This window comes from Streptomyces sp. NPDC039480, from assembly GCF_055597165.1.
Map to the genome: position 1 here is coordinate 331,367 of NZ_JBVITX010000012.1, position 25,121 is coordinate 356,487.

The 25,121-nt window shown below is 72.5% G+C and carries 21 protein-coding genes and 1 pseudogene; 14 read left to right on the forward strand and 8 right to left on the reverse strand.

The window, feature by feature from the left end; all coding sequences use genetic code 11:
- Positions 1 to 17: 17 nt before the first annotated feature.
- Together ACZ56E_RS33005 and ACZ56E_RS33010 are read right to left on the reverse strand one after the other, a co-directional pair.
- On the reverse strand, positions 18 to 566 hold the full coding sequence (locus ACZ56E_RS33005) for a SigE family RNA polymerase sigma factor (protein WP_365359563.1): 549 nt from the start codon (positions 564 to 566) through the stop codon (positions 18 to 20).
- Between the two features lie 195 nt (positions 567 to 761).
- Positions 762 to 1,718, reverse strand: coding sequence for an HhH-GPD family protein (locus tag ACZ56E_RS33010; protein WP_468608554.1), 957 nt, complete (start codon positions 1,716 to 1,718; stop codon positions 762 to 764).
- Between the two features lie 184 nt (positions 1,719 to 1,902).
- Here ACZ56E_RS33010 and ACZ56E_RS33015 point away from each other — a divergent pair, with 184 nt between their 5' ends.
- Together ACZ56E_RS33015 and ACZ56E_RS33020 are read left to right on the forward strand one after the other, a co-directional pair.
- Positions 1,903 to 3,549: a sensor histidine kinase gene (locus ACZ56E_RS33015; protein WP_471219807.1), complete on the forward strand. Its 1,647-nt coding sequence runs from the start codon at positions 1,903 to 1,905 to the stop codon at positions 3,547 to 3,549.
- Between the two features lie 77 nt (positions 3,550 to 3,626).
- Positions 3,627 to 4,277 carry a response regulator gene (locus ACZ56E_RS33020; protein WP_471219862.1) on the forward strand — a complete coding sequence of 217 codons (651 nt, stop codon included), beginning with the start codon at positions 3,627 to 3,629 and terminating at the stop codon, positions 4,275 to 4,277.
- A gap of 245 nt (positions 4,278 to 4,522) precedes the next feature.
- Here ACZ56E_RS33020 and ACZ56E_RS33025 read toward each other — a convergent pair.
- Positions 4,523 to 5,140: pseudogene (locus tag ACZ56E_RS33025) on the reverse strand (phosphatase PAP2 family protein); the annotation flags it as partial.
- Positions 5,141 to 5,312: 172 nt separating this feature from the next.
- On the opposite strand from ACZ56E_RS33025, the gene ACZ56E_RS33030 reads away from it, so the two are divergent.
- The gene (locus ACZ56E_RS33030; RefSeq protein ID WP_471219809.1) at positions 5,313 to 6,143 is read left to right on the forward strand and encodes a hypothetical protein; all 831 of its coding nucleotides are present in this window, start codon (positions 5,313 to 5,315) and stop codon (positions 6,141 to 6,143) included.
- A 58-nt stretch (positions 6,144 to 6,201) separates the two neighbouring features.
- Here the strand turns inward: ACZ56E_RS33030 and disA are convergent, their stop codons facing one another.
- Together disA and radA are read right to left on the reverse strand one after the other, a co-directional pair.
- Positions 6,202 to 7,326: a DNA integrity scanning diadenylate cyclase DisA gene (gene disA, locus ACZ56E_RS33035; protein ID WP_362997138.1), complete on the reverse strand. Its 1,125-nt coding sequence runs from the start codon at positions 7,324 to 7,326 to the stop codon at positions 6,202 to 6,204.
- A 124-nt stretch (positions 7,327 to 7,450) separates the two neighbouring features.
- Positions 7,451 to 8,860, reverse strand: a complete 1,410-nt coding sequence (gene radA / locus ACZ56E_RS33040; protein WP_398302560.1) for a DNA repair protein RadA — start codon at positions 8,858 to 8,860, stop codon at positions 7,451 to 7,453.
- 198 nt (positions 8,861 to 9,058) lie between these two features.
- On the opposite strand from radA, the gene ACZ56E_RS33045 reads away from it, so the two are divergent.
- Positions 9,059 to 10,858: a BACON domain-containing protein gene (locus ACZ56E_RS33045; RefSeq protein ID WP_471219811.1), complete on the forward strand. Its 1,800-nt coding sequence runs from the start codon at positions 9,059 to 9,061 to the stop codon at positions 10,856 to 10,858.
- A gap of 2 nt (positions 10,859 to 10,860) precedes the next feature.
- Here the strand turns inward: ACZ56E_RS33045 and ACZ56E_RS33050 are convergent, their stop codons facing one another.
- Complete coding sequence (locus ACZ56E_RS33050; RefSeq protein ID WP_471219814.1) at positions 10,861 to 11,748, reverse strand: DUF3109 family protein; 888 nt, start codon at positions 11,746 to 11,748, stop codon at positions 10,861 to 10,863.
- A gap of 71 nt (positions 11,749 to 11,819) precedes the next feature.
- Here ACZ56E_RS33050 and ACZ56E_RS33055 point away from each other — a divergent pair, with 71 nt between their 5' ends.
- From ACZ56E_RS33055 to ACZ56E_RS33075, 5 genes are all read left to right on the forward strand, one after another.
- Positions 11,820 to 12,752, forward strand: coding sequence for a Ppx/GppA family phosphatase (locus ACZ56E_RS33055; RefSeq protein ID WP_468608565.1), 933 nt, complete (start codon positions 11,820 to 11,822; stop codon positions 12,750 to 12,752).
- 114 nt (positions 12,753 to 12,866) lie between these two features.
- Positions 12,867 to 13,691, forward strand: a complete 825-nt coding sequence (locus ACZ56E_RS33060) for a sugar phosphate isomerase/epimerase family protein (RefSeq protein ID WP_398302568.1) — start codon at positions 12,867 to 12,869, stop codon at positions 13,689 to 13,691.
- The gene (locus ACZ56E_RS33065) at positions 13,688 to 14,320 is read left to right on the forward strand and encodes a TetR/AcrR family transcriptional regulator (protein ID WP_471219817.1); all 633 of its coding nucleotides are present in this window, start codon (positions 13,688 to 13,690) and stop codon (positions 14,318 to 14,320) included. Before ACZ56E_RS33060 ends, ACZ56E_RS33065 begins: the two co-directional genes overlap by 4 nt.
- Before the next feature lie 177 nt (positions 14,321 to 14,497).
- Complete coding sequence (gene ilvD / locus ACZ56E_RS33070) at positions 14,498 to 16,351, forward strand: dihydroxy-acid dehydratase (RefSeq protein ID WP_468608571.1); 1,854 nt, start codon at positions 14,498 to 14,500, stop codon at positions 16,349 to 16,351.
- Positions 16,352 to 16,486: 135 nt separating this feature from the next.
- Positions 16,487 to 16,786 (forward strand): SH3 domain-containing protein, encoded by a 300-nt coding sequence (locus ACZ56E_RS33075; protein WP_471219864.1) that lies wholly within the window; start codon positions 16,487 to 16,489, stop codon positions 16,784 to 16,786.
- Positions 16,787 to 16,844: 58 nt separating this feature from the next.
- On the opposite strand, the gene ACZ56E_RS33080 is transcribed toward ACZ56E_RS33075, so the two are convergent.
- Entirely contained in the window at positions 16,845 to 19,076 is a 2,232-nt protein-coding gene (locus ACZ56E_RS33080) for a protein kinase domain-containing protein (RefSeq protein ID WP_471219820.1), read from the reverse strand.
- Positions 19,077 to 19,269: 193 nt separating this feature from the next.
- Here ACZ56E_RS33080 and ACZ56E_RS33085 point away from each other — a divergent pair, with 193 nt between their 5' ends.
- From ACZ56E_RS33085 to proC, 5 genes are all read left to right on the forward strand, one after another.
- Entirely contained in the window at positions 19,270 to 19,830 is a 561-nt protein-coding gene (locus tag ACZ56E_RS33085) for an EamA/RhaT family transporter (RefSeq protein WP_468608575.1), read from the forward strand.
- A 148-nt stretch (positions 19,831 to 19,978) separates the two neighbouring features.
- Positions 19,979 to 20,827 (forward strand): class I SAM-dependent methyltransferase, encoded by an 849-nt coding sequence (locus ACZ56E_RS33090; protein WP_471219821.1) that lies wholly within the window; start codon positions 19,979 to 19,981, stop codon positions 20,825 to 20,827.
- Positions 20,828 to 20,862: 35 nt separating this feature from the next.
- A complete protein-coding gene (locus ACZ56E_RS33095; RefSeq protein WP_471219866.1) occupies positions 20,863 to 21,684 on the forward strand; it encodes an ABC transporter ATP-binding protein in 822 nt (273 codons plus the stop codon).
- Positions 21,681 to 22,418 (forward strand): ABC transporter permease, encoded by a 738-nt coding sequence (locus ACZ56E_RS33100; protein ID WP_471219823.1) that lies wholly within the window; start codon positions 21,681 to 21,683, stop codon positions 22,416 to 22,418. The genes ACZ56E_RS33095 and ACZ56E_RS33100 overlap by 4 nt, the downstream gene beginning before the upstream one ends.
- A gap of 130 nt (positions 22,419 to 22,548) precedes the next feature.
- Positions 22,549 to 23,373 carry a pyrroline-5-carboxylate reductase gene (gene proC / locus ACZ56E_RS33105; protein ID WP_471219825.1) on the forward strand — a complete coding sequence of 275 codons (825 nt, stop codon included), beginning with the start codon at positions 22,549 to 22,551 and terminating at the stop codon, positions 23,371 to 23,373.
- Positions 23,374 to 23,467: 94 nt separating this feature from the next.
- Here proC and trpS read toward each other — a convergent pair whose 3' ends face one another.
- Positions 23,468 to 24,478: a tryptophan--tRNA ligase gene (trpS, locus tag ACZ56E_RS33110; RefSeq protein WP_471219827.1), complete on the reverse strand. Its 1,011-nt coding sequence runs from the start codon at positions 24,476 to 24,478 to the stop codon at positions 23,468 to 23,470.
- Positions 24,479 to 25,121: the final 643 nt, after the last annotated feature.

Here is a 25,121-nt window from a genome sequence, read left to right on the forward strand (position 1 = left end):
TCTCGTGACCCGATGGCCTAGGCCGCGCAACTCTCCCGCTCCTCACGTCCGAGCGCGCTGGCGACCAGCTCTTCGCGGTCCCGGCTCTCCAGCTCCTGGCGGAGCCGGGCGAGCGCCCGGTGCAGCGTGCTCTTGACCGTTCCGGCCGACATACCGAGGGCGGCGGCCGTCTCCTCTGTGGACATCTGCTCCCAGTGTCGCAGCACGACCACGCTGCGCTGCTTGGGTGCGAGCACCTTCATGATGTCCATCAGCAGCGCGCGGTCCGCGTGCTGCTCGGTGGAGTCTTCCACGCTCGCGTCGGGCAGCTGCTCGGTGGGCACTTCCTCCAGCTTCCGGGCCCGCCACCACTCCGTACGCGTGTTGATCATGACGCGGCGCAGATAGGCGTCCGCGAGCCGCTTGTCGGCTATGCCGTCCCAGCGGCCGTACGTCCGTACGAGCGCGGTCTGCAGCAGGTCCTGGGCGTCCACGGGGTCCGGGACCAGGCGCCGGGCACTGCGCAGCAGGGCATCCTGCCGAGTGCGGACGTACTCTTCGAACTCGAGCACCTCGCCGTGCGCCATACCAAACCGCCTCCGTTCCGTCCCCATTGCCGACCGCCATCCCTGCTGTGCGGTACGGGTATGAAGTTACGGAGGCGTTGTCACGAGGTTGTGCGGAGCAGCCAGCGGCGGACGCACGGCTGTACGTAGGTTGTGTAACAGCCGCGAGACTTGGGCGAATACCTACGTTTTGCAGGTCGCCCGGCGCCTTGGCCGTCAGGTCAGAGGCAGCCGGTACCTGCCGCCGGGCAGCGGCTCGACGAGGCCGTCCGCGACCAGTCCGTCCAGCGCTCGGGCCCGCTGCACGGGTTCGTCCCACACCCGGTCCAGCGTCGCCTGCGGCACAGGTGTTACAGCCTCGCGGAGCACGGCGAGCAGCTTGCCCCGCACCTGCCGGTCCGTCCCCGCGTATGTCTGGCCGCGGCGGGCGGGCCCCTCGTGCGCGGGCTTCCCGGCGAGACGCCAGGCGCACTGCGCGGCAATCGGGCACGCCCCGCAGTTCTCGTTCTTCGCCGTGCAGACCAGGGCGCCGAGCTCCATGGAGGCCGCCGCCCAGCGGGACGCGGTGCGCTCGTCCTCGGGCAGCAGGGCACGGGCGAGCTTGCGCTCGGCGGCGGTCGTCGCGTTCGGCGGGTACTGCACGCCGGTCACGGCCCGCGCGAAGACCCGGCGCACGTTCGTGTCGAGCACGGCGTGCCGCTGCCCGTACGCGAACGAGGCGACCGCGGCCGCGGTGTACTCCCCGATGCCGGGCAGCGCGAGCAGCTGCGCGTGCTGCGTGGGTACGTCGCCGTTGTGCCGCTCCGTTATGGCGAGGGCCGCGCCGTGCAGCCGCAGGGCGCGGCGCGGATAGCCGAGCCGCCCCCAGGCGCGCACGGCCTCGCCGGGCGGCTCCTTGGCGAGGTCGGCGGGGCGGGGCCAGCGGGCCAGCCACTGCTCGTACACGGGCAGGACACGGCTGACCGGTGTCTGCTGGAGCATGAACTCGCTGACCATCACGCCCCACGGGCCGGCGTCCGCACGCCGCCACGGCAGGTCGCGGGCGTGTGTGTCGAACCACGCGATGACGGGGCTGTGCAGGGCCTCACCCGCGGGCTCGGCGGGGCCCGCGGGGGCGGGCCCGCTGAGGGGGCTGTCGGAACTGTTCGGCATGGGCTTCGTGGGCGCAGTCATGGCACACCCGATCCTGCCACGGGCACGCCGGGGTACGAGCCAACCGCGCGGTTCGCCTCGGCGGTTTCCCGGGGGCGGGGGTACGGGGTGGGTCCGGATGGGCTCCGTGCCGACGGGCTCCGGCGGGGCGTACCTGACGATCGGCAGGGGTGCCGGGGTGGGGCGGGACAGTAGCGTCGGGGGCGTGCAGAGACGTACACGGAGCGCGCTGTTGTGGGTGGCGCTGGCCACCCCCGTCGTGTCGGTCGACCGGCTGGGCCTCAACGAACCGCGTTCCGCCGCGGAGCAGCTCGTCGGCCTCGCCGTCCTCGCCGGCGCCGTCGCGGTCTCCCGGACCCGTCCCCTCCTCGCCTTCCTCCTGGCGGCCGCCCTCGGTCTCGCCACCGCCCCGTCCCTCTTCACCCTCTCCTTCGGCCCGGCCCTCGCCGTCCTCGTCCTGCTCCTCGGCCGCCGCGCGGACCGCGCCCGTCCGGCGCTGCTCGCCTTCGCCGGCCTCGCCGTCGTCGGCACCCTCAAGATCGCCGCACGTGACGTCGACCCGGTCGTCGAGTGGCTCGTGCTCATGGCGACGCTGCTGTTCGGCGCCGTCTTCCCCTGGCTCGCGGGCCGCTACTGGCGCCAGGGCCGCGAGCTGGCCGCCGCGGGATGGGCCCGCGCCGACCAGCTGGAGCGCGAGCAGCGCATCGTCGCCGACCGCGCCCGGCTGCGCGAACGGGCCCGTATCGCCCAGGACATGCACGACTCGCTGGGCCACGAGCTGAGTCTGATCGCCGTACGGGCCGGCGCCCTCCAGGTCGCCCCCGACCTGCCCGCACCGCACCGCGCGGCCGCCGCCGACCTCCGCGCGGCCGCCTCGCAGGCCACCGACCGGCTGCACGCCATCATCGGCCTGCTCCGTGACGAGGACGACGAACAGGCGCCGCTGGCCCCGGCGGGCGAGAGCGTCGCGGCACTCGTCGCGCGCGCCGCCGAGTCGGGGCTGGACATCACGTACGTGGACGGGGAGGGCGAGGGGGAGGCGCCGGCTGCCCCGGCTCGGCACGAGGTGGCCGACGACACGGTCGGCCGTACGGTCCACCGTGTCGTCCAGGAGGCGCTCACCAACGCGGCCAAGCACGCGCCGGGCGCCCCGGTCATGGTCGCGGTGAGGCGCGACAGCACCGCGAAGACGTCCGACGCGACGACGGTCACCGTCACCAATGGGCGCCCCGGCACGGGGAGTTCACGCGCCCCCGGCGAGCTCTCCGGCGGCGGCTCCGGCCTGCGCGCCCTGCGCACCCGCGTCACGGACCTGGGCGGCACGCTCGACGCGGGCCCCCACGGCCACGGCTTCCGGGTCACCGCCCGCCTCCCGGCCGGGAAGAGCGCCCCCGTACCGCCGCCACCCCCGCCGGGCGGCCGCCTCGCGCACGCCCGGCACCGCACCGCCCTGGCCTTCGGCATCGCCGTCACCACGGGCGTGTTGCTCATCGGCGGAACCTTCGCCTGGTACGCGTACTCCCGCACGCACTCCGTCCTCGACCCCGCCGACTACGCACGCCTGCGCATCGGCGAGACCCGCGCCGAGGCCGCCCGCTTCCTGCCGGACAGGACCGTCGCCGACCCACCGCTGGAGCGCGCGCCCACCCCGCCGCCCGCCGGCGCCGACTGTGCGTACTACCGGGCGAGCGGTGAACTCTTCACCGCCGTGACGCACTTCAGACTCTGCTACGCCGAGAGCGGCCGCCTCGTGGACAAGGCCGTCATCCCCACGGCGAGCGAGGCAGACGCAGACACAGAGACAGACGCAGACACAGACATGGGCAGCAAGGAAAAGGAGCGGGTGCGGTGAATGAGGAGCGAGCGTCGGACGGGGCCTCCGGGAGCGCGGCGGGCCCCATCCGTGTCCTGCTGGCCGACGACGAGGCCATGATCCGCGCGGGCGTGGGCGCCATCCTCGCCGCGGGCCGGGGCATCGAGGTCGTCGCGGAGGCCGGCGACGGGCGCGAGGCCGTGTCCCTGGCGCAGGCCCACCGCCCCGACGTGGCGCTGCTCGACATCCGCATGCCGCGCCTGGACGGCCTGGCCGCGGGGGAGGAGATCGTCCGGACGGTGCCCGGCACGGCGGTCGCGATGCTGACGACGTTCTCCGAGGACGCGTACATCGCACGCGCCCTGAGCGGCGGCGCCACCGGCTTCCTGCTGAAGTCCGGCGACCCGCACGAACTCATCGCGGGCGTACGGGCGGTGGCGGGCGGCGCCGCCTTCCTCTCGCCCAAGGTCGCCCGGCACGTCATCGACGGCTTCGGCGCCCGGCGCATGGGCCGCGGCGCCGCCGCCCGCGCCAGGACCGAGGCCCTCACCCCACGCGAGCGCGAAGTGCTCGGCCTGGTCGGCGCGGGCCTGTCCAACCCGGAGATCGCGGCCCGGCTGCACCTCGTCGAGGGCACGGTCAAGGCGTACGTGAGCGCGGTCCTCGACCGGCTCGGGGTCAAGAACCGCGTCCAGGCGGCGATCGTCGCGTACGAAGCGGGGCTCGCCCCCGAGGCAGAGACGGGGACGGGGACGGGGACGGGCTGAGCGTCAGCTCAGCGCGGCTGGGTGTCGTCCCGCCGGAACGTCATGGTCGGCGAGTCGTACGCGGCCGGGTCGTAAGGGGCGGGCTCGTGCGGGGCGGGCTCGTGAGCGGCCGGGTCGTACGGGGCCGCGTTCTGGTCGTACGCCCCGTACGCCGAGTACTCGTTGTACGCCGCCGGGTCGTAGGCCCTCGGGTGCGGAACCGGCGCGGGGCCGCCGGCGGGGGCCGGGACGGAGGCGGCGCGGGCGTGGGCGGGACGCGTGGGGCCCGGTCCCGCGAACCACTGCACGATCCCCGTGGACGACCCGCGCATCGCGAGCGTGACCCGCGCCACCGGCCGCGTGGTGATCCGGACGAGGACGAACACGATCACCGCGCCGAAGACGAGCCCCACCGCCACGTCGTGCGGATAGTGCACACCCACGAACACCCGCGAGAACGCCATGAGCACGGCCATCGGCACGGTCAGCGCGGCGATGCGCGGCCAGGCGAGCGCGAGGCCGATGGCGGCGGCGCCCGCGATCGCCGAGTGGTTGCTGGGGAAGGACCAGTCGCCGTGCGGCGGGCACTCGACGAGCGGCTTCAACGCCCCTGACACCGCCCGGCAGGGACGCTCCTCCTCTATCCCGGACTTGAGCAACTCGCTGCACACGTACGCCACCGCCGTGGCGAGCGGAGCGAGCACCGCGACCGCGAGCGCGCGGGGATCACCGTGCCTGGCCCGCCACCAGGCGACGACGAAGAGCACCCCGAAAAGCAGCAGCCCGAGCTCCGTCCACACCTCCGCGAGGTGCTGGAACCACGACGGCGTGTCGTGGGCGAAGTCGGTGATGTCGCGGTAGAGATCGTCCGTCATGGTGTCCATGATTACGGACGGTACGAGTGACGCCGAATCGTCACATCCGGCGATCGTCCCGTCACACCCCTGACGATGGTCGGGGGTCCGGGGGCGGTCCCGGGATGATGATCCGCAAACTTTGTCGCCCAAGGCGGCGGGTGGGGCGGGAGAAGCAGCGGATCTCTCGTAAGGTTTGGGCGTGGGATCTCTGCGCAATCCGGTCGGGCCGCTTCCCTCCACCATCTACTGGCGTCGGAGGGCCGTCCTGCTGTCCGTACTCGGCCTTCTGCTGCTCCTTGTCGTATGGGTCATCACCTCCGGTGGTGGCGGCGGCAAGAACAACGCCGACGGGCCTGGCGGCAACGGACCCGCCACGTCCATCACGCCGGGACCCACCGGGTCCGGGCCCGCGATCAGTGAACACCCGGGCGGGCGGGACGAGTCGGGCGACGGCTCCGACTCCGGCTCGGGCGGTTCCGGCGGTGGTTCCGGCGGCTCGGGCTCCGGCTCGGGCTCCGGTTCGGGCGGCTCCGGCGGCTCGGAGGACTCCGGTGGCGGCGGCGGTTCCGACGACGGCGCCAAGGGCGGCGGCGGCTCGGGCGACCGCCTCCCGGCCGGTACGCGCCTGCCCAACTGCACCAGCGGCGCGGTGAACTTGCGGGTGCGCAGCGTCCAGAACACGTACGCGATCGACGAGAAGCCGAAGTTCGAGCTGATCGCCGAGAACAGCGGCGGCAAGGCCTGCAAGGTCGATCTGGGCGGCAAGGGAACGGTGCTGACGATCACTCAGGCCGAGGACGACGACGAGTTCTGGTCGTCGGCGGACTGCCCCGGCGGCAGCGGAAGCCTGCTGCTGCGCGTGCCGGCGGACGGACGGATCACGCACTCGGTCCAGTGGGACCGGCGGCCCAGCGCCCCGCGCTGCGCGACACCTCCGGCCGGCTCGGCGGAACCGGGCACGTACCTGGTCGAGGCGAAGACCCCGGGCCTGGGCACGGCCCGCGCCTCGTTCGTCCTGGAGAAGGACTGACTGTCGGCGTACAGCGCCTGTCCCTGTCGGCGTATAGAGCCTGTCCGTCGGACAGGCTCTATACGTAACGCTCCAGGATCGACGACTCGGCCAGGCGTGACAGTCCCTCGCGCACGCTGCGCGCCCGTGCCTCGCCGACGCCGTCCACCGTCTGGAGGTCGTCCACACTCGCGGCGAGCAGCTTCTGCAGTCCGCCGAAGTGCTCCACGAGCCGGTCGATGATCGCCCCGGGCAGCCGGGGGACCTTGGCGAGCAGGCGGAAGCCGCGCGGGGACACCGCGGAGTCCAGGGCCTCGGGGGAGCCGGTGTAGCCCAGGGCGCGGGCCACGGTGGGCAGTTCGAGGAGCTCCGCGTGCGTGAGGGAGTCCAGCTCCGCGAGCGCCTCGTCCACCGTGCGGGAGCGCTTGGCGGTGGGCTCGGGGACGTAGTCCCGGACGACGAGCTCGCGCTCGGGCTCGACGCCCGCGATCAACTCGTCCAGCTGGAGGGCGAGAAGGCGCCCGTCCGTGCCGAGCTCCACCACGTACTCGGCGATCTCCGTGGCGATGCGGCGAACCATTTCGAGGCGCTGGGCGACGGCGGTGACGTCCCGGACCGTCACCAGGTCCTCGATCTCCAGGGCGGAGAGCGTGCCCGCGACCTCGTCGAGGCGGAGCTTGTACCGCTCGAGGGTGGCGAGCGCCTGGTTCGCGCGGGAGAGGATCGCCGCCGAGTCCTCCAGGACGCGGCGCTGCCCGTCCACATAGAGCGCGATCAGCCGCATCGACTGGGACACCGACACGACGGGGAAGCCGACCTGCTTGCTCACCCGGTCCGCGGTGCGGTGCCGCGTGCCCGTCTCCTCCGTGGGGATCGTCGGGTCCGGCACCAGCTGCACGCCCGCGCGCAGGATCTTGGTGATGTCCTTGTCGAGGACGATGCCGCCGTCGAGCTTGCACAGCTCGCGCAGCCGCGTCGCGGTGAACTCGACGTCCAGGATGAAGCCGCCCGTGCACATCGACTCGACGGTCTTGTCCCAGCCGAGGACGATCAGACCGCCGGTGTTGCCCCGGAGGATGCGCTCCAGGCCGTCACGGAGCGCCTGGCCGGGTGCGACGGCGCTCAGGGAGGCGCGCATCAGCCCATCGGCAGCGGAGCTGCCGCCGGACTTGCCGGGGTTCGCTGCCCGGTCGTTGGCTGCCACTGCACTCCCTCGGTCGCAGGTTGTCCAAGCCTCTGCCGCGAGCTTGCTCCGTGCGGAGCGCACGCCTTGCCCCGCACGCAGCGGACACCTTGCTTCGTACGGATGGGCGAGACCAGGGCAAAGTCTACCGGCGCTCTTCCTCCTCCCGTGGGGCCTCTCGGCGACGGGATCTCGGAAGGACACGGAGGGCGTCCCCCATGTCGGCGACTTCGATGACCTTCATACCGGCGGGAACCCTGCCGGGGTCGGACGGCACGAGGGCGTGGGTGAAGCCCAGACGGTGGGCCTCGGCCAGTCTGCGCTGGACGCCGGTGACCCGCCTGACCTCGCCGGCCAAGCCGACCTCGCCGATCGCCACGAGGTTCTTGGGCAGCGGGGTGTCGCTGGCCGCGCTGGCCAGGGCGAGGGCCACGGCGAGGTCCGCGGCGGGCTCGGAGAGCTTCACGCCGCCGACCGTCGCGCTGTAGATGTCGCGCTTGCCGAGGGCCGTGATGCGGCCGCGCTGCTCCAGGACGGCCAGCATCATCGAGACGCGGGACGTCTCCAGGCCGGAGGTGGTGCGCCGGGGGCTGGGGATCTGCGAGTCGACCGTGAGCGCCTGGACCTCGGCGACCAGGGGGCGGCGGCCTTCGAGGGTGACGGTCAGGCAGGTGCCGGGGACGGGCTCGGCGCGGCGGGTGAGAAAGAGGCCGCTGGGGTCGGCGAGGCCGGTGATGCCCTCGTCGTGCAGCTCGAAGCAGCCGACCTCGTCCGTCGTCCCGTACCGGTTCTTCACGCCTCGGACCAGGCGCAGGCGCGCGTGCCGGTCGCCCTCGAACTGCAGGACCACGTCGACGAGATGCTCCAGGAGGCGGGGGCCCGCGATCGCGCCGTCCTTGGTGACGTGGCCGACCAGGAGCGTGGACATGCCGCGCTCCTTGGAGGCGCGGATCAGCGCGCCCGCGACCTCGCGGACCTGCGCCATGCCGCCGGGCGCCCCGTCGATCTCGGGCGAGGCGACCGTCTGGACCGAGTCGAGGACCAGGAGCGAGGGCTTGACCGCGTCCAAGTGGCCGAGGACGGCGGACAGATCGGTCTCCGCCGCCAGATACAGATGGTCGTCGATCGCGCCGATGCGGTCGGCGCGCAGCCGGACCTGGCTCGCCGACTCCTCACCGGTCACATAGAGCGTGCGGTGCGCCTCGCTCGCCGCCTTCGCCGAGACGTCGAGCAGCAGCGTGGACTTGCCGACGCCCGGCTCGCCCGCGAGCAGCACCACGGCGCCGGGGACCAGACCGCCGCCGAGCACGCGGTCCAGCTCGGGCACGCCGGTGGAGCGTGCGGTGGCCTGGCGGCCGTCGACCTCGCCGATCGGCACGGCGGACGAGGTGACCCGGCCGGGGGCGGTCGTGCGGACCGCGGGCGCGCCGTACTCCTCGACCGTGCCCCAGGCCTGGCACTCCGGGCAGCGGCCGAGCCACTTGGCCGTCTGCCAGCCGCACTCGGTGCAGCGATAGGACGGACGGTCCTTGGTGGATTTCGTACGGGCAGCCATGGTCGGAACCGTAGCCGAGCCCACTGACATCGCAGCCCCGGCCGTGGACTCGGGCGGCCTCGGCTGCGGGTGCGGAGCGCCCCGCTCACGGAATGCGGGGTTCCTGTCCCCTTTTGAGGGATCTGTTCACCCGTAAGGGTTAAATGTGCCGGAGAGGGCAGATGGGACCTGCATCATCCGCCTAACTTCGCACGGGTGATGAGCAGCAGGCCGGAAACTCCCACGCACGCAACCGGCGCACACCGGGCGCACCGTGACGCGCGCAAGCGCGTGGTGCCACGCCCGGCGCCCCGGGCCACCCTGTCCGCGCGCTACGAACCGTGTCTGGACGGCCTGTTCACGTACTGCCTGTCCGTGCTCTGCGACCACGACGCGGCGACCGCGGCGCTGGGGGACGTCCTCCACCACGCCGAGCGCCGCGGCACCCGCGGCCCCGAGGCGGAGGGCGACCTCAAGGCCTGGCTCTACGCCCTCGCGCGCTGGGTCTGCCTGCGCCGACTGGCCGAGGCCAAGCGCAGCCGCGAGGGACGGCACGCACAGGGCGCGGAGCAGCCCGCGAAAAAGCCGGCGCAACCCGGGGACAAGGCAGACCCCCGGGACAAGGCCCAACCCCAGGAAAAGCCGTCGCAGCCCACGCGACCGCAGGAGTCCGACCCGTCCGCCCCGTCCGAGCCGTCGCAGGAGACCGCGCGGCAGCGCCGCGCCGAGCTGGCCCAGCTGGCCTGGCCGGAGGCCGCGGGCACCACCCCCGAGCAGCGCGAGGCCCTGGAGCTGGCCGTGCGCCACCGGCTCACCCCCGCCGAGGTCGCCGCCGTCCTCGGCATGGACCTCACCAAGGCCCGCGGCCTGCTCGCCTCCGCCGCCTGCGAGGTGGAGCGCACCCGCGCCGCCCTCGCCGTCGTCGAGACCGGCAGCTGCCCCATCGTGGCCCGCATCACCGGCGACAACCAGCTGCTGCTCGGCACCGCCCTGCGCCGCGAGCTCGTCCGGCACGTCGACGACTGCCCGCTCTGCCGCCGCACCGCCGAGCGCGCCGGCGCGAGCGCCTGGCCGGGCACGGCCGTCAGCCCGGCCGCGCTCCCCGTCGTCGAGGCGCCCCGGGCCGCCCTCCACATGGCGCTGACGCACGGCTCACGCGCGCGTGGCGGCGGCCCGCGTTACGACAGGCGTGGTTTCCCGATGGACCCCAAGGACCACGCCGCCCGCCGCGACCGCCTCCGCGCGCGTGCCGTCACGACGACCGTCGTCGCCACCGTGGTGGCCGCCCCGGTGCTCGCGCTCTGGGCCGCCTACCGCGGAGCGCCGCTCACCGGCGAGGGCCACGACGGCCGTTCGGTCAGCGCGAGCGAGGGCGGCGGCCCCGGCATCGGCCACGCGCGCGACGACTACGAGAACGCGGGCAACGCCCGCAAGGGCCCCAAGCCCCGCTTCTCCGCGGACAGCCGCTCGTCCGACGTCTCCGTGGAGGTCATCGGCGGCGGATCCGGGTCCGGCTCGTCGACCGGCCCAGGCCGCCTCACCGTCGAGGCCCGGCCGAGCGGCGACACGACCCTCATCACGCTGACGGCGTCCGGCGGTTCACCGGTCCACTGGTCGGCGAGCGAGGGCGCGTCCTGGCTCTATCTGAGCCGCTCGTCGGGGACGCTCGCGCCGGGGGAGTCGGTCACCGTCCAGGTGTACGTCGATCACACCCGCGAGCCGTCTGGCCACTGGAGCGCCCGTGTCTCCATCGCGCCCTCGGGCGCGATCATCTCGATCGACGGGCACGGCGACGGGCGCCCGCCGACCCGCCCCGGCCCGCGGCCCACGCACCCGGGACCGTCCTACCCCGGGCCGTCCTACCCGGGCCCGTCGGATCCGGGCCCCTCCGACCCGGGCCCGTCCGACCCCGACCCCACCCCGACGCCCACGGACCCGACGCCCACACCGTCCGACCCCGGCCCGGGCGACTCGTCACCGCCGCCCGGCGACGGCAGCGGCGAGCCGAGCGCGAGCTGAGCTCAAGAGGACCTGGGGTCCGCCGGATGAGGTGCGAGGAGCGGCAGTTGCGAGGCCAGCCGCTCCTCGCACAGCTCCACGAGCCGGTCGTACCCCTCCTTGCCCATCAGCTCGATCAGCTCCGGGCGGTAGGTGACGTACACCGGATCGCCCGCGCCGTGCGCCGACGTCGCCGACGTGCACCACCAGTGCAGATCGTGGCCGCCGGGGCCCCAGCCCCGCCGGTCGTACTCACCGATCGACACCTGGAGGACGCGCGTGTCGTCGGGCCGGTCGATCCACTCGTACGTCCTGCGGACCGGCAGCTGCCAGCAGACGTCCGGCTTCGTCTCCAGCGGCTCGCGGCCCTCCCGCAGCGCCAGGATGTGCAGCGAGCAGCCGGCGCCGCCCGCGAAGCCGGGGCGGTTCTGGAAGATGCACGAGCCGTTGTACGGACGGGTCTGGCGGTCGCCGTCCTCGTCCGTGGCGACCCAGCCGGTCTCCCGGCCCACGTCGTGGTGCTGCCAGATGTCGGGCGTCAGCCGGTCGACGTACCCGGCGACCCGCTTCTCGTCGTCATCGTCCGAGAAGTGGGCACCCAGCGTGCAGCAGCCGTCGTCGGCGCGGCCTGCCTGGATGCCCTGACAGCCGCTGCCGAAGATGCAGTTCCAGCGAGAGGTCAGCCATGTCAGATCGCAACGGAAAAGCTGCTCGTCGTCCGCGGGGTCAGGGAACTCCACCCAGGCGCGGGCGAAGTCAAGACCCTTCTCGTCCGGAGCGGCCTGCTCGGTCTTCTTGGTCTTTGCCGGCTTCCCGGACTTTCCCACCTTCTCGTTCTTCTCCGGCCTGCCCACCTTCTCGGCCTTCGCCGACTTCGATTTGTCGGCCTTCGTCTTTTTCGTCTTTGGCACGTCTCCAGGGTATGCGGGCAGTGGACCGCCCGAGGCCAGACGATCGACCCGCGCGGCGTAGCGTTCCTTATATGAGACTCGGTGTCCTCGACGTGGGGTCGAACACGGTGCATCTGCTCGTGGTCGACGCCCACCCCGGTGCGTGCCCGCTGCCCGCACACTCGCACAAGACCGATCTGCGCCTCGCCCAACTCCTCGATGCCGCCGGGGCCATCGGGGCGGACGGCGTCGACCGGCTGGTCGCCGTCGTCCGCGAGGCGATGGAGGCCGCGGAGGACAAGGGCGTCGAGGAAGTGCTGCCGTTCGCCACCTCCGCGGTGCGCGAGGCGACCAACGCAGACGCGGTCCTCGCCCGGGTCACGGAGGAGACCGGGGTCGATCTCCAGGTCCTGTCCGGCGAGGAGGAGGCCAGACTGACCTTCCTGGCCGCCCGGCGCTGGTTCGGCTGGTCCGCGGGCAAGCTGCTCGTCCTCGACATCGGCGGCGGCTCCCTGGAGATCGCGTACGGCATGGACGAGGAGCCGGACGCCGCGACGAGCCTGCCGCTCGGCGCCGGCCGCCTCACCGCCGCCTGGCTGCCGGCGGATCCGCCGGACCCCTCCGACGTGAAGGCGCTGCGGCGGCACGTGCGCGCACAGATCGCCCGCACGGTGGGGGAGTTCGCCCGCCTGGGCGCCCCCGACCACATCGTGGCGACGTCGAAGACGTTCAAGCAGCTCGCCAGGCTGACGGGGGCCGCCCGCTCGGCCGAGGGTCCCTACGTACAGCGTGAGCTGAAGCGGAAGTCCCTGGAGGAGTGGGTGCCGCAGCTCGCCGCGATGACCACGCGCGAGCGCGCGGAACTGCCCGGCGTCTCCGAGGGCCGGGCCGGACAGCTGCTCGCGGGGGCGCTCGTCGCGGAGGGCGCGATGGACCTCTTCGGGGTCGAGACGCTGGAGATCTGCCCGTGGGCCCTGCGCGAGGGTGTGATCCTGCGCAGGCTCGACCACCTGCCGCCGTCGTGAGCGGGCGGAGCGCACTGAGCGGTCGGACTGCGTCGCGTGGTCGGAATGCACTCTGACCAGGGCGGTACGAGGCCACCTCCCCGGCGCCCGGACGGGGCCCGTACGCTGTTCCTCGTGGCAGAACCAGTGGTGCGCATCCCGGATGCGAAGGTCGCCCTGTCGACGGCCTCGGTCTATCCGGAGTCGACGGCGACGGCCTTCGAGATCGCCGCGCGCCTGGGTTACGACGGCGTCGAGGTCATGGTCTGGACCGACCCGGTCAGCCAGGACATAGAGGCGCTGCGCAGGCTGAGCGACTACCACCAGATCCCGATCCTCGCCGTTCACGCGCCCTGTCTCCTCATCACGCAGCGCGTCTGGTCCACGGACCCGTGGGTCAAGCTGCAGCGCGCGAAGGCCGCCGCCGAGAAGCTCGACGCCTCGACCGTCGTCGTGCACCCGCCCTTCCGCTGGCAGCGGCAGTACGCCCGCGACTTCGTCGACGGAATCTGGCGGATGGCCGATGAGACGGACGTGCGGTTCGCCGTCGAGAACATGTACCCCTGGCGCTACCGCGACCGCGAGATGCTCGCGTACGCCCCCGACTGGGACGTCACCAAGGACGACTACCGCCACTTCACCGTCGACCTCTCGCACACCGCGACCGCCCGCACGGACGCGATGGAGATGATCGACCGCATGGGCGACCGGCTCGGCCACGTCCACCTCGCCGACGGCAAGGGCTCCGCCAAGGACGAGCACCTCGTCCCGGGCCGCGGCACGCAGCCCTGCGCCGAGCTCCTGGAGCGTCTGGCGGTCAGCGGCTTCGACGGGCACGTCGTCATCGAGGTCAACACGCGGCGCGCGATGTCCAGCGCCGAACGCGAGGCGGACCTCGCCGAGGCCCTCGCCTTCACCCGGCTGCACCTGGCCTCCGCGGTGCAGGTGCCCCGCTCATGACCCCCGGCGCGCCGTCGGAGGCGACCGCCCCGCGCCGCCGGGGCCGCCCGTCCCGTACGCAGTCGGAAACCGGCCCCGCGACGCGCGACCAGATCCTGCGGGCCGCCCGCGAGGAATTCTCCGCACGCGGCTACGAGAAGGCGTCCGTGCGCGGCATCGCCAAGGCCGCCGGGGTCGACCCGGCGCTCGTGCACCACTACTTCGGCACGAAGGAGCAGGTCTTCGAGGCCGCCGTCACCGTCGCCTTCGCGCCCGCGCTGGAAGCGCCCACCGCCATCGACGAGGGCCCGCTCGACGCGGTCGGCGAGCGTCTGACCCGCTTCGTCCTCGGCGTCTGGGAGAACCCCGCGACGCGCGCCCCGCTGCTCGCCATCGTGCGGTCCGCGGTGAACAACGAAACCGCCGCATCGATCTTCCGCCGCCTCGTCGCCACCCAGCTCCTCGAACGGATCGCGCGCCGTCTGGAGCTGCCCGACGCGGAGCTGCGGGCCGAGCTCGCCGCCGCGCAGCTGGTGGGCGTCGCCATGCTGCGGTACGTGATCCAGGTCGAGCCGCTGGCCTCGGCGGACGTGGAGCAGCTGGTGGCGCGGCTGGCTCCGGTGGTGCAGGGGCATCTGACGGGGGCGTGAGGGAGCGCCGGGCATGAGAGGGCTTGGCGTGAGACGGTCGTCCCGCCATCCGGACACTCTGTCCGGATCCTGGAGCCGCGGCGTACGCTCGACAGCAGTCTTGTCCCTCCGTATATCGCCGAGATCCCTGCCGAAGATCGCCGGAATCCCTGCCATTCCCTGAAGGAGCGAGCGACCATGCCCGAGCTCAGGTCCCGCACAGTCACCCACGGCCGCAACATGGCGGGCGCCCGCGCCCTTATGCGCGCCTCCGGTGTACCCGGGGCCGATATCGGGCGGAAGCCGATCATCGCGGTGGCCAACTCCTTCACGGAGTTCGTGCCGGGCCACACCCACCTGCAGCCGGTCGGCCGCATCGTCTCCGACGCGATCCGCGAGGCCGGCGGCATCCCCCGCGAGTTCAACACCATCGCCGTCGACGACGGCATCGCGATGGGCCACGGCGGAATGCTGTACTCCCTGCCGTCCCGCGACCTCATCGCGGACTCCGTGGAGTACATGGTGGAGGCCCACTGTGCCGACGCCCTGATCTGCATCTCCAACTGCGACAAGATCACCCCCGGCATGCTGATGGCCGCCCTGCGCCTCAACATCCCGACGGTCTTCGTCTCCGGCGGCCCGATGGAGGCCGGCAAGGCGACCCTCGTCGACGGCACGGTCCGCAAGCTCGACCTGGTCAACGCGATCAGCGACGCCGTGGACGAGAGCATCTCGGACGAGGACATCCTCCGCATCGAGGAGAACGCCTGCCCGACCTGCGGCTCCTGTTCCGGCATGTTCACCGCCAACTCGATGAACTGCCTGACCGAGGCCATCGGCCTCTCCCTGCCGGGCAACGGCTCGGTCCTCGCCACGCACACCGCCCGCAAGGCGCTGTACGAGCGGGCCGGACAGACGGTCGTCGACATCACCAAGCGGTACTACGACGGCGACGACGCCTCCCTCCTGCCGCGCAACATCGCCACGCACGCCGCCTTCGAGAACGCCATGGCCCTCGACATCGCCATGGGCGGCTCGACGAACACGATCCTGCACCTGCTGGCCGCCGCCCAGGAGGCCGGCGTCGACTACGACCTGACCGACATCGACGCCGTCTCGCGCCGCGTCCCGTGCCTGGCCAAGGTCGCTCCGAACGTCGCGGGCGACACGACGTACTACATGGAGGACGTGCACCGCGCCGGCGGCATCCCCGCGCTCCTCGGCGAGCTGTACCGCGGCGGCCTCCTCAACGAGGACGTCCACACCGTCCACGCGCCCTCCATCAAGGAGTGGCTGGACGCCTGGGACATCCGCTCCGGCTCCGCGTCCGCCGAGGCCGTCGAGCTGTGGCACGCGGCGCCCGGCTGCCGCCGCTCCGCCGAGGCGTTCTCGCAGTCCGAGCGCTGGGACACCCTCGACACGGACGCCGCGGGCGGCTGCATCCGCGACGTCGCCCACGCGTACTCGAAGGACGGCGGCCTCGGCGTCCTGAAGGGCAACATCGCCGTCGACGGCTGCGTCGTGAAGACCGCCGGCGTCGACGAGTCGATCTGGACCTTCGAAGGCCCCGCGGTCGTCTGCGACTCGCAGGAAGAGGCCGTCGAGAAGATCCTCAACAAGGCCGTGCAGCCCGGCGACGTGGTCGTCATCCGCTACGAGGGCCCCAAGGGCGGCCCCGGCATGCAGGAGATGCTCTACCCCACCTCCTTCCTGAAGGGCCGCGGCCTCGGCAAGGTCTGCGCCCTGGTCACCGACGGCCGCTTCTCCGGCGGTACGTCGGGTCTGTCGATCGGCCACGCGTCGCCGGAGGCGGCGGCCGGCGGCACGATCGCGCTCGTCGAGGACGGCGACCGCATCCGCATCGACATCCCGGGCCGCTCGATCGAGCTCCTCGTCCCCGACGAGGAGCTGGCCGCCCGCCGCGAGGCCCTCGGTGGCGTGTACGAACCGAAGGGCCGCGAGCGCAAGGTGTCCGCCGCCCTCCGCGCGTACGCGGCGATGGCGACGAGCGCCGACAAGGGCGCGGTCCGGGACGTGTCGAAGCTCGGCTGACGCGGACGGCCGCTTCGCCGGTTCGCCGGTTCACGGAAACCTTTTGGGGCGCGGGCGCGTCCTTGGTGTGGAGAACACGCCAGGGGCGGCCCGCGCCGCCGTTTACGGGGGGAGAGCACAGTGAGCGAGAACGTGATGGCGCCGGAAGTGACCGCCGAGCCGGCCGAGGCAATCGAAGCCGTCGAGGCCACCGCCGCGGGGACCTACGCGATCGTCGCGGACGTCAACGTCCGGTCAGGACCCGGCACTTCGTACAGCAAGGTCGGCCGGCTCCGCGCGGGCGCCCGCGTCACCATCGCCTGCCAGAAGCCCGGCGAGACGGTCACGGGCCCGACCGGCACGTCGAATCTGTGGGACCGGATCGGCAGCGGCCGGTACGTCTCGGACACGTACGTCCGCACGGGCACCGACGGATACGTGGCGCCGCGCTGCTGAGCGCCGCACGGACCGTGCGGCCGCCGGAGTCCACGAGGTTCCCCGAGCATCGGGGGGCTCAGCCGGACTTCGGCGGCTTCGTCGCGTCGAAGGCGAACACCGTGTTCTTCGCGGCCGCCACGACCACCACGCTCCCGGTGACGGTCACGCGCGGGCTGGCGTTCACCTCGCCCGCCAGGCCGTCGGCCCGGGGATCCGTCGTCCACAGCGGCGCGCCCGTACGGGACGAGAGCGCGGCGACCCGGCCGCTGGCCGAGCTGAAGTAGAGCGCCCCGTCACCGTCCCCGGCCACCGGCCCCGACACGCCCTCCACACTCGTCTGCCGCGACCACTTCTTCTTGCCGGTCGCCGGGTCGAGCGCCGTGACGAGCCCGGTCTGCCCGCTGACGAAGACGGTGCCGTCCGCCATGCCGGGCGTCCCGTCGTACGTCTTCGGGAGCCGGGAGTACGTCACCTTGTGCGAGGCCCGGTCCACCCGCGAGACCCCGTCGTAGCCCACGATCGCGGGCCCGTCCTGACGCGGGTGGAGGAGGACGAGGCTGCCGTCCGCGGAGCCCACCGGCACGGCGGGGCCCTTGACGGCGACGGCCTTGCCGAGGCTTCCGGAGGCGAGGTCGACGGTGTGCAGGACGGGGTGGCGCACCTCGCCGGCCGCCAGCTCCGCGACCGGCGCGCACATCGCGTACAGCCGCGCGCCCGCGGGAACCGGGGCGCACTGTGTGGCCGAGGGGAATGGTTCCTTCCAGGCGACTTTCCCGCTGTGCGCCCGCCGGGCCTCGAAGCGGGTGTTCGACGCGTCGACGGTGACGACGGTCGAGCCGACCACCACGGCGTCCTGCGTACGTCCCGTCACGGCCGTCGACTGGGCGCCGGACGGCACCGACCAGAGCTCCCTGCCCTTGTCCGCGTCGACGGCGACCACCTCGCTCTGCGGACTGGCCGCATCGCCCTCGGCCGCGAAGCGGTAGCCCAGCACCGTGTCGTCGGTGACGCCCACCAGATGCATGCCCTGCACCGGGACTCCGGGGCTTTTCTCCGTCCAGACCCGGGAGCCGTCGGAGAGCCTGAGCCGGGCCGCGACGACGCCACCGCCCCCGCAGAACAGCGCGTCACCGCGCGCTGCACAGCGCAACTCGTCCGGAATGTCCGCGCGGCCGCCCGGCACCGCCTTGCGCCACGGCGCGAAACCGCCCGGCAACCGCGCCCCGGCCGCCGCGACCTCGCTCCCCTTGCCGCCCGCACCGCCGGAGCCGTCCGAGTCGCCCGCCCGCATCACCGCGACCCCGCCGCCGATCGCGGCCACGGCCAGGACCGCGGCGAGCACCGGCCGCCAGCGCCGCCGCACCCGACGCCCGCCGGTGTCTTCCTTCGGCGGCGGAGGGGCGCCCGGCGCCGGAGTGTCGTCGTCCGTCGAGAGGTGGTGCTGCGTATCCGTCTCCCGCATGCTGCGCGGGCCGTCCGCGGGACCGGTGGCGGGACCCAGATCGGCCGGCAGATCCCGCAGGCGTACGAGAAGTTCGTCCGCGGAGGGCCGGTCGCCGGGGTCCTTCGCCAGGCAGGGCTCGACCACGCGCCGCAGCGCGTCCGGCACGGCGCCGAGCGCCGGCGGCTCGTGCACCACTTGATACGCCGTCATGTAGGGGCTGTCCGCGTCGAAGGGCCCCTGCCCCGTCGCCGCGTAGACGAGCAGTGTGGCCAGCGAGAAGACATCGGACCGCGGCCCGACCCCGCGCGGCGTCTGCAACTGCTCCGGCGACATGAACGGCGGCGTGCCGATCACCCGCCCCGTCATCGTCAGCGTCTGCTGGTCCGCGGCGCGCGAGATGCCGAAGTCGATGACGCGGGGGCCCTCGGGGGAGAGGACCACGTTCGACGGCTTGAGGTCCCGGTGCACGACGCCCGCGCGGTGGATGTCGCGCAGCGCCTCCGTGAGCCCGATGGCGAGGCGGCGCAGCTCGATGCCGTCGATGGGGCCCTTCTTGGCGATGTGCTGCGCGAGCGTGTGACCCTCGATGAAGGTGGTGGCCATCCACGGGTGCTCGGCCTCGGGATCCGCGTCGATCACCGCCGCGGTGAACGCGCCGCTGACCCGGCGGGCCGCCGCGACCTCCTGCCGGAAGCGGATGCGGAACTCCTCGTCGCCCGCGAACTGCTGATGGATCAGCTTGATCGCGACGGGCCGCCCCGAAGCCGTACGCGCCAGGAAGACCGTGCCCATCCCGCCCGAACCGAGGCGGGCCTCGAGCGGATACCCGCCGATCTCCTCCGGGTCCCCTCCACGAAGCGACATGCTCACCGACCTCCCCCGCGTTCCCCACTGCGAACCCACGCCGCTTACGCAGCCAAAGTAACCGCCGAGCGGCCCGACGTGGCAAGGCGGGGGACGAATAGGGCGCGCCTGCACACGAGGACCCCACCCGAAACCGCTGACTCTGATGAACCGAGCCGCCGGACACCCCGCAACCGCAGGCCATAATCAAACGGTGAGCGAAGAAACCGGCATCCAAGGCCCCACCGGCGCCCCAGGTCCCACCGGCACAGACGGCCCCACCGCTCCGGCGCGCCCCTCCGGCGCCACCGAACCCGGCCCGCAGCCCGAGCCGATCCGTTTCTTCGGGACGACCTGGGTCGCCCACGACGGCGGCTACGGCGCCCGCAGGGTCGCCGTCGCCGTCGGCTCGCTGGCCGCGGCGGTCGCCGGCTGCTTCGTGCTGCGCTTCGCCTACGAGGGCCTGACCATCGCCGACGTCAGCCAGTTCGTGAACCTGCTCGTCGTCCTGATGTTCGCGATCTGCAGCGCAGCCGCCTTCCGCCGCACCTGGGACGGGTTCACGCGCCGCCACGACTCGGCATCCCAGGCCTCGGCCCGCTCTCTGATGACCATCGGCTTCGTCGGCACCCTCCTCGCCCACTTCTTCCGCTCCTTCTCGGAAGCCCCCGGCGAGAAACTCCACCGCGAGGAGTACGAGGCGGCCCGCCTCCAATACGAAAAGCGCACCTCCCGCCGCACGGGCAACCCTTCCCGCAAAAAGCGCAAGCGCTGACGCCGACGTCACCGCTCCGGGGGTAGCCCCGGCTCCGACTCGACTCGGCCCGACTTCGCTCGGCACGGCTCGGCACGGCTCGGCTCGGCCAGTGAGGCCGGCGCGCGGGGGTCTGGATCGTTCGTCGCTCCGCGCGCGACGATGGCCCATGACTTCCACCGCGCCCTCTCCACGCGCCCGCGCCCACTCCTTCAACGCGGCCGCCGCCCAGTACGCGGCCTACCGCCCCTCCTACCCGCCCGCCCTCTTCGACGCCGTCGAGCACCTCGCGGGCCGCCCCCTCGCGGGCGCACGCGTGGTGGACGTCGGCGCGGGCACCGGCATCGCCACCGCCCTGCTGGCCGAGCGGGGCGCCGAGGTCCTCGCGGTCGAACCGGGAACCGGGATGGCACAGCAGTTCCGCACCACACTCCCGCACGTCCCCCTCGTACGCGGCGACGGAAACTCCCTCCCGCTGGCCGACGCCTCGGCCGACTTCATCACCTACGCCCAGGCCTGGCACTGGACGGACCAGGAACGCTCCGTACCGGAAGCCCTGCGCGTGCTGCGCCCCGGCGGCGCCCTCGCCCTGTGGTGGAACATCCACGACCACGACACCCCATGGCTCGACGCACAGGCCGCCCGCATCGCCCGCTTCCAGGGCGCGGACGACGAGGCCCGCCACACGGCCGACCGCACGGCAGCCCGCGCCGGCGATCGCGGCGACCTGACGACCGCACTCGACTTCCGCCGCGACCGCCTCCACTGGAGCCGCCGCGTACCGCTCGACACCCACCTCGCCAACCTTGGCACGCACTCCGCCTTCCTGGTCCTCGGCGAGGAACGCACCGCCGCCTTCCTCGCCGCGGAGCGCGCGGAACTGCTCAAGGTCTTCCCGGACGCGATCGTCGAGGAGAGCTACGTCGTGGACCTCCTCGTCGCCACCCGCCCCACACCTCGCAACGCCCCCACAACTCCCAACACCCCCACACCCCGCAACGCCCCCACAGCACCTTGACGGAGCCGACCGCCGGGAGGATTATTCATCGCATGATGAATAAAAGACTCCCGGCGGTCCACCCGGACACGCCCGCCCGCAGCCCCGACAGCCCAGCCGTGCTGGCCCAGGAACTGACCGTCGTCCGAGGCCCCCGCACCGTCCTGCGCGCCCTCGACTTCACCGTCCCGCGCGGCCAGATCACCGGACTCCTCGGCCCCTCCGGCTGCGGCAAGTCCACCCTCATGCGCGCCATCGTCGGCACCCAGGCCAAGGTCACCGGCACCCTGCACGTCCTCGGCCACCCCGCGGGCGCCCCCGCCCTCCGCTCCCGCGTCGGCTACGTCACCCAGCACCCCTCCGTCTACGACGACCTCACCGTCCGCCAGAACCTCGACTACTTCGCGGCCGTCCTCGACCCCGGCCACGGCACCGCCGCCGAACGCCGCCGCGACCACGTCACCCGCGTCCTCGACGACGTCGCCCTCGCCTCACACGCCGACTCCCTGGCCGGCAACCTCTCCGGCGGCCAGCGCAGCCGCGTCTCCCTCGCGGTCGCCCTCCTCGGCACCCCCGAACTCCTCGTACTCGACGAGCCGACCGTCGGCCTCGACCCCGTGCTCCGCCGCGACCTCTGGAACCTCTTCCACACCATCGCCGCCGACCGCGGCGCCACCCTCCTCGTCTCCTCCCACGTCATGGACGAAGCGGAACGCTGCCACCGCCTCCTCCTCATGCGCGAAGGCCGGCTCCTCGCCGACGACACCCCCGACGCCCTGCGCGACCGCACCCACTCCGACACGGTCGAAGCAGCCTTCCTCCACCTGGTCGACGCCGCCGACACCGGCCACCCCGCCCCGCCCAGGAGCCCCCGATGAGCACCTACCGCACCCTCGCCTCCGCCGCCCGAGTCCTGCGCCAGCTCCGCCACGACTCGCGCTCCATCGCGCTGATGATCCTGGTCCCCTGCGTGATGCTGCTCCTGCTGCGCTACGTCTTCGACGGCAGCCCGCAGACCTTCGACTCCATCGGCGCCTCGCTCCTCGGGATCTTCCCCCTCATCACGATGTTCCTGGTCACCTCGATCGCCACCCTCCGCGAACGCACCTCCGGCACCCTCGAACGCCTCCTCGCCATGCCCCTGGGCAAAGGCGACCTCATCGCCGGCTACGCCCTCGCCTTCGGCGCCCTGGCCGTCGTCCAGTCGACCCTCGCCACCGGACTCGCCCTGTGGGTCCTCGGCCTGGACGTCACAGGCTCCGCCTGGCTGCTGCTCCTGATCGCCCTGCTCGACGCACTCCTCGGCACCGCCCTCGGACTCTTCGTCTCGGCCTTCGCCGCCTCCGAATTCCAGGCCGTCCAGTTCATGCCGGCGGTGATCTTTCCCCAGCTGCTCCTCTGCGGCCTGTTCGCCCCGCGCGACAGCATGCAGCCGGTCCTCGAATGGATCTCCAACGTCCTCCCCATGTCGTATGCCGTCGACGGTATGAACGAAGTCCTCCACCACCCCGACATCAGCGGCGACTTCGTGCGCGACGTCGTCATCGTCGCCGGCTGCGCACTCCTTGTCCTGGCCCTGGGCGCGGCCACCCTGCGCCGCCGCACCGCCTGACCCCCGGACCGCCCCCCGGACTGCCCCTCGGACTGCCCCTCGGTGTTCCGCCCACCGGACACCACCGCTGCTCCCGCCACCCCAATGCGAGGATGGTCCCCGGACGACGCAACCCCGGAGGCCTCCGTTCATGAGCAGCAGCACGAGCCAGAAAGTCGCAGTCCTCGGCACCGGAAAGATCGGTGAAGCCCTGCTCAGCGGCATGATCCGCGGCGGCTGGGCACCGGCCGACCTGCTGGTCACCACCCGCCGCCAGGAACGCGCCGACGAGCTCCGCACCCGCTATGGCGTCACCCCCGTCAGCAACCCCGACGCCGCCAAGCAGGCCGACACCCTGATCCTCGCCTGCAAGCCCCAGGACATGGCCAAGCTGCTCGACGAGCTCGCCCCGCACGTCACCCCCGACCGCTTGGTCATCAGCGCCGCCGCCGGTATCACCACCGCCTTCATCGAAGAGCGCCTTGCCGAGTCCACCCCTGTCGTCCGCGTCATGCCCAACACTCCTGTCCTCGTCGACGAAGGCATGTCCGTCATCTCCGCCGGCAGCCACGCCTCCGCCGCCGCGCTCGCCCACGCGGAGGCCATCTTCGGGGCCGTCGGCAAGACGCTCCGTGTCCCCGAGACGCAGCAGGACGCCTGTACGGCCCTGTCCGGCTCCGGCCCCGCGTACTTCTACTTCCTCGTCGAGGCCATGACCGACGCGGGCATCCTCCTCGGCCTCCCCCGCGACAAGGCCCACGACCTGATCGTCCAGGCGGCGGTCGGCGCCTCCGTCATGCTCCGCGATAGCGGCGAGCACCCGGTGAAGCTCCGCGAGAACGTCACGTCCCCCGCAGGGACGACGATCAACGCCATCCGTGAGCTCGAGAACCACGGCGTACGCGCGGCCCTCATCGCAGCCCTCGAAGCGGCCCGCGACCGCAGCCGCGAACTCGCCACCGGCAACAACAGCTGAGGCCCCCCGCCGCCGCTTGCCGCAGGGGCTCCGGCGGCGAGGCAGCGAACGCGCGACGCCACGCGTCCTCCCGCCTCGCCACCGGCCCCCACGCCTACCGCGCGCCGCTCACCGGCGGCAGCAGCCCGATCGCCCGATAGGCGCCGTCCACCGTCGGCCTGGCCATGCCCCGTGCTTGCTCAGCTCCCCGCCGCAACACCTCCTCTACATATAGGGGATCCGCCACCAGCTCCTTGTGCCGCTCCTGCACGGGCCTGAGAAGCTCCACCACGGCCTCGGCGGTGTCCTTTTTCAGTGCGCCGTACGACTCATATACACCGCTCAAGGCCTCCGGGTTCCCACCTCGGCAAGCCGCGAGGATCTCAAGCAGATTCGAGACCCCCGGCTTGGACTCCCGGTCGAACGCGACCTCGCTGCCGCTGTCCGTGACGGCCCGCATGACCTTCTTGCGCACCACGTCCGGCTCGTCGAGCAGATAGATGATCCCGGCCCCCGCCTCGTGGGACTTGCCCATCTTCGACGTCGGGTCCTGCAGATCCATGACCCGCGCGGCGACCTTCGGCGGCGTGGCCCGCGGCACCACGAACGTCTGGCCGTAGCGCTGGTTGAACCGCACCGCCAGGTCCCGCGTCAGCTCCACATGCTGGGTCTGGTCATCACCGACCGGCACCTCGTCGGCGTCGTACGCCAGGATGTCCGCCGCCATCAGCACCGGATAGGTGAGCAGCGACAGCCGCACGCTCCCGCCCCGCGCCTGCTCGAGCGCCGACTTCTCCTTGTACTGGATCATCCGCCGCATCTCGCCGTCCGACGCGACGCACTCCAGCAGATACGAGAGCCGGGCGTGCTCGTCCACGTGGCTCTGGACGAAGACGGTGGCCCGCTCGGGATCGATCCCGGACGCGAGCAGGAGCGTCGCCGCCTGGCGACTCAGCCTGCGCACCCGCCCGGGATCGTGCTCCACGGTCAGCGCGTGCAGGTCGACAATGCTGAAGAGGGACTCCGCCCGGTACTGATCGACCTCAGCCCACTGCCGGATGGCTCCCAGGTAGTTGCCCAGGGTCAGGTGTCCCGTCGGCTTGACCCCGCTGAAGATCCTCGTCATCTCTCCGCCTCCTGGTCAGGACCGCCGGCCCGACGACCGGGCTCCGGGTCCTCCAGGGGGAGAAACGAGAACGGCCGCCGAAGCGGCGGCCGTCGAGTACATGCGTATGTACGGCCGCCGTCAGGCGGCCCACCACAGTTGGGCGTACGCACGTGTAGTCACGTCCGCCAGAGTAGCCCTCCAGAGGGCCCTCGTCAGGAGTTGACACCCCCGGGGCCGCTACGTAGTGTTCTCCGAGTTGCCCGACGTGAGCGTCGACCACATGGTCGGTCCCCGGGCAGCCATTCCGCAAGAACCATTCAAGCGATCGACGTCGTGCGCCCTTCGGGGACTCGCCTTCGGTTTGTTTTCATGCGTATTTGCGAAATGAGGAATCCGCGTTCGAAGGAACGCCCCCGATTAGCTCGGGAGCCAGGAATCCGCTAAAGTCTCACTCGTCGGAACGGCCCAACAGCCGCGAAGACACCCCCCGCTGACTGGGAGTCAGGCCCGAAAGGATCTGATAGAGTCGGAACCGCCGGAAAGGGAAACGCGAAAGCCGAAAGGCAGGAGCGGGAACCGGAAAGGCACCGAGGAAATCGGACACGAAAGAGTCTGATAGAGTCGGAAACGCAAGAACGAAGAACAAAAAGAAACACCGAAG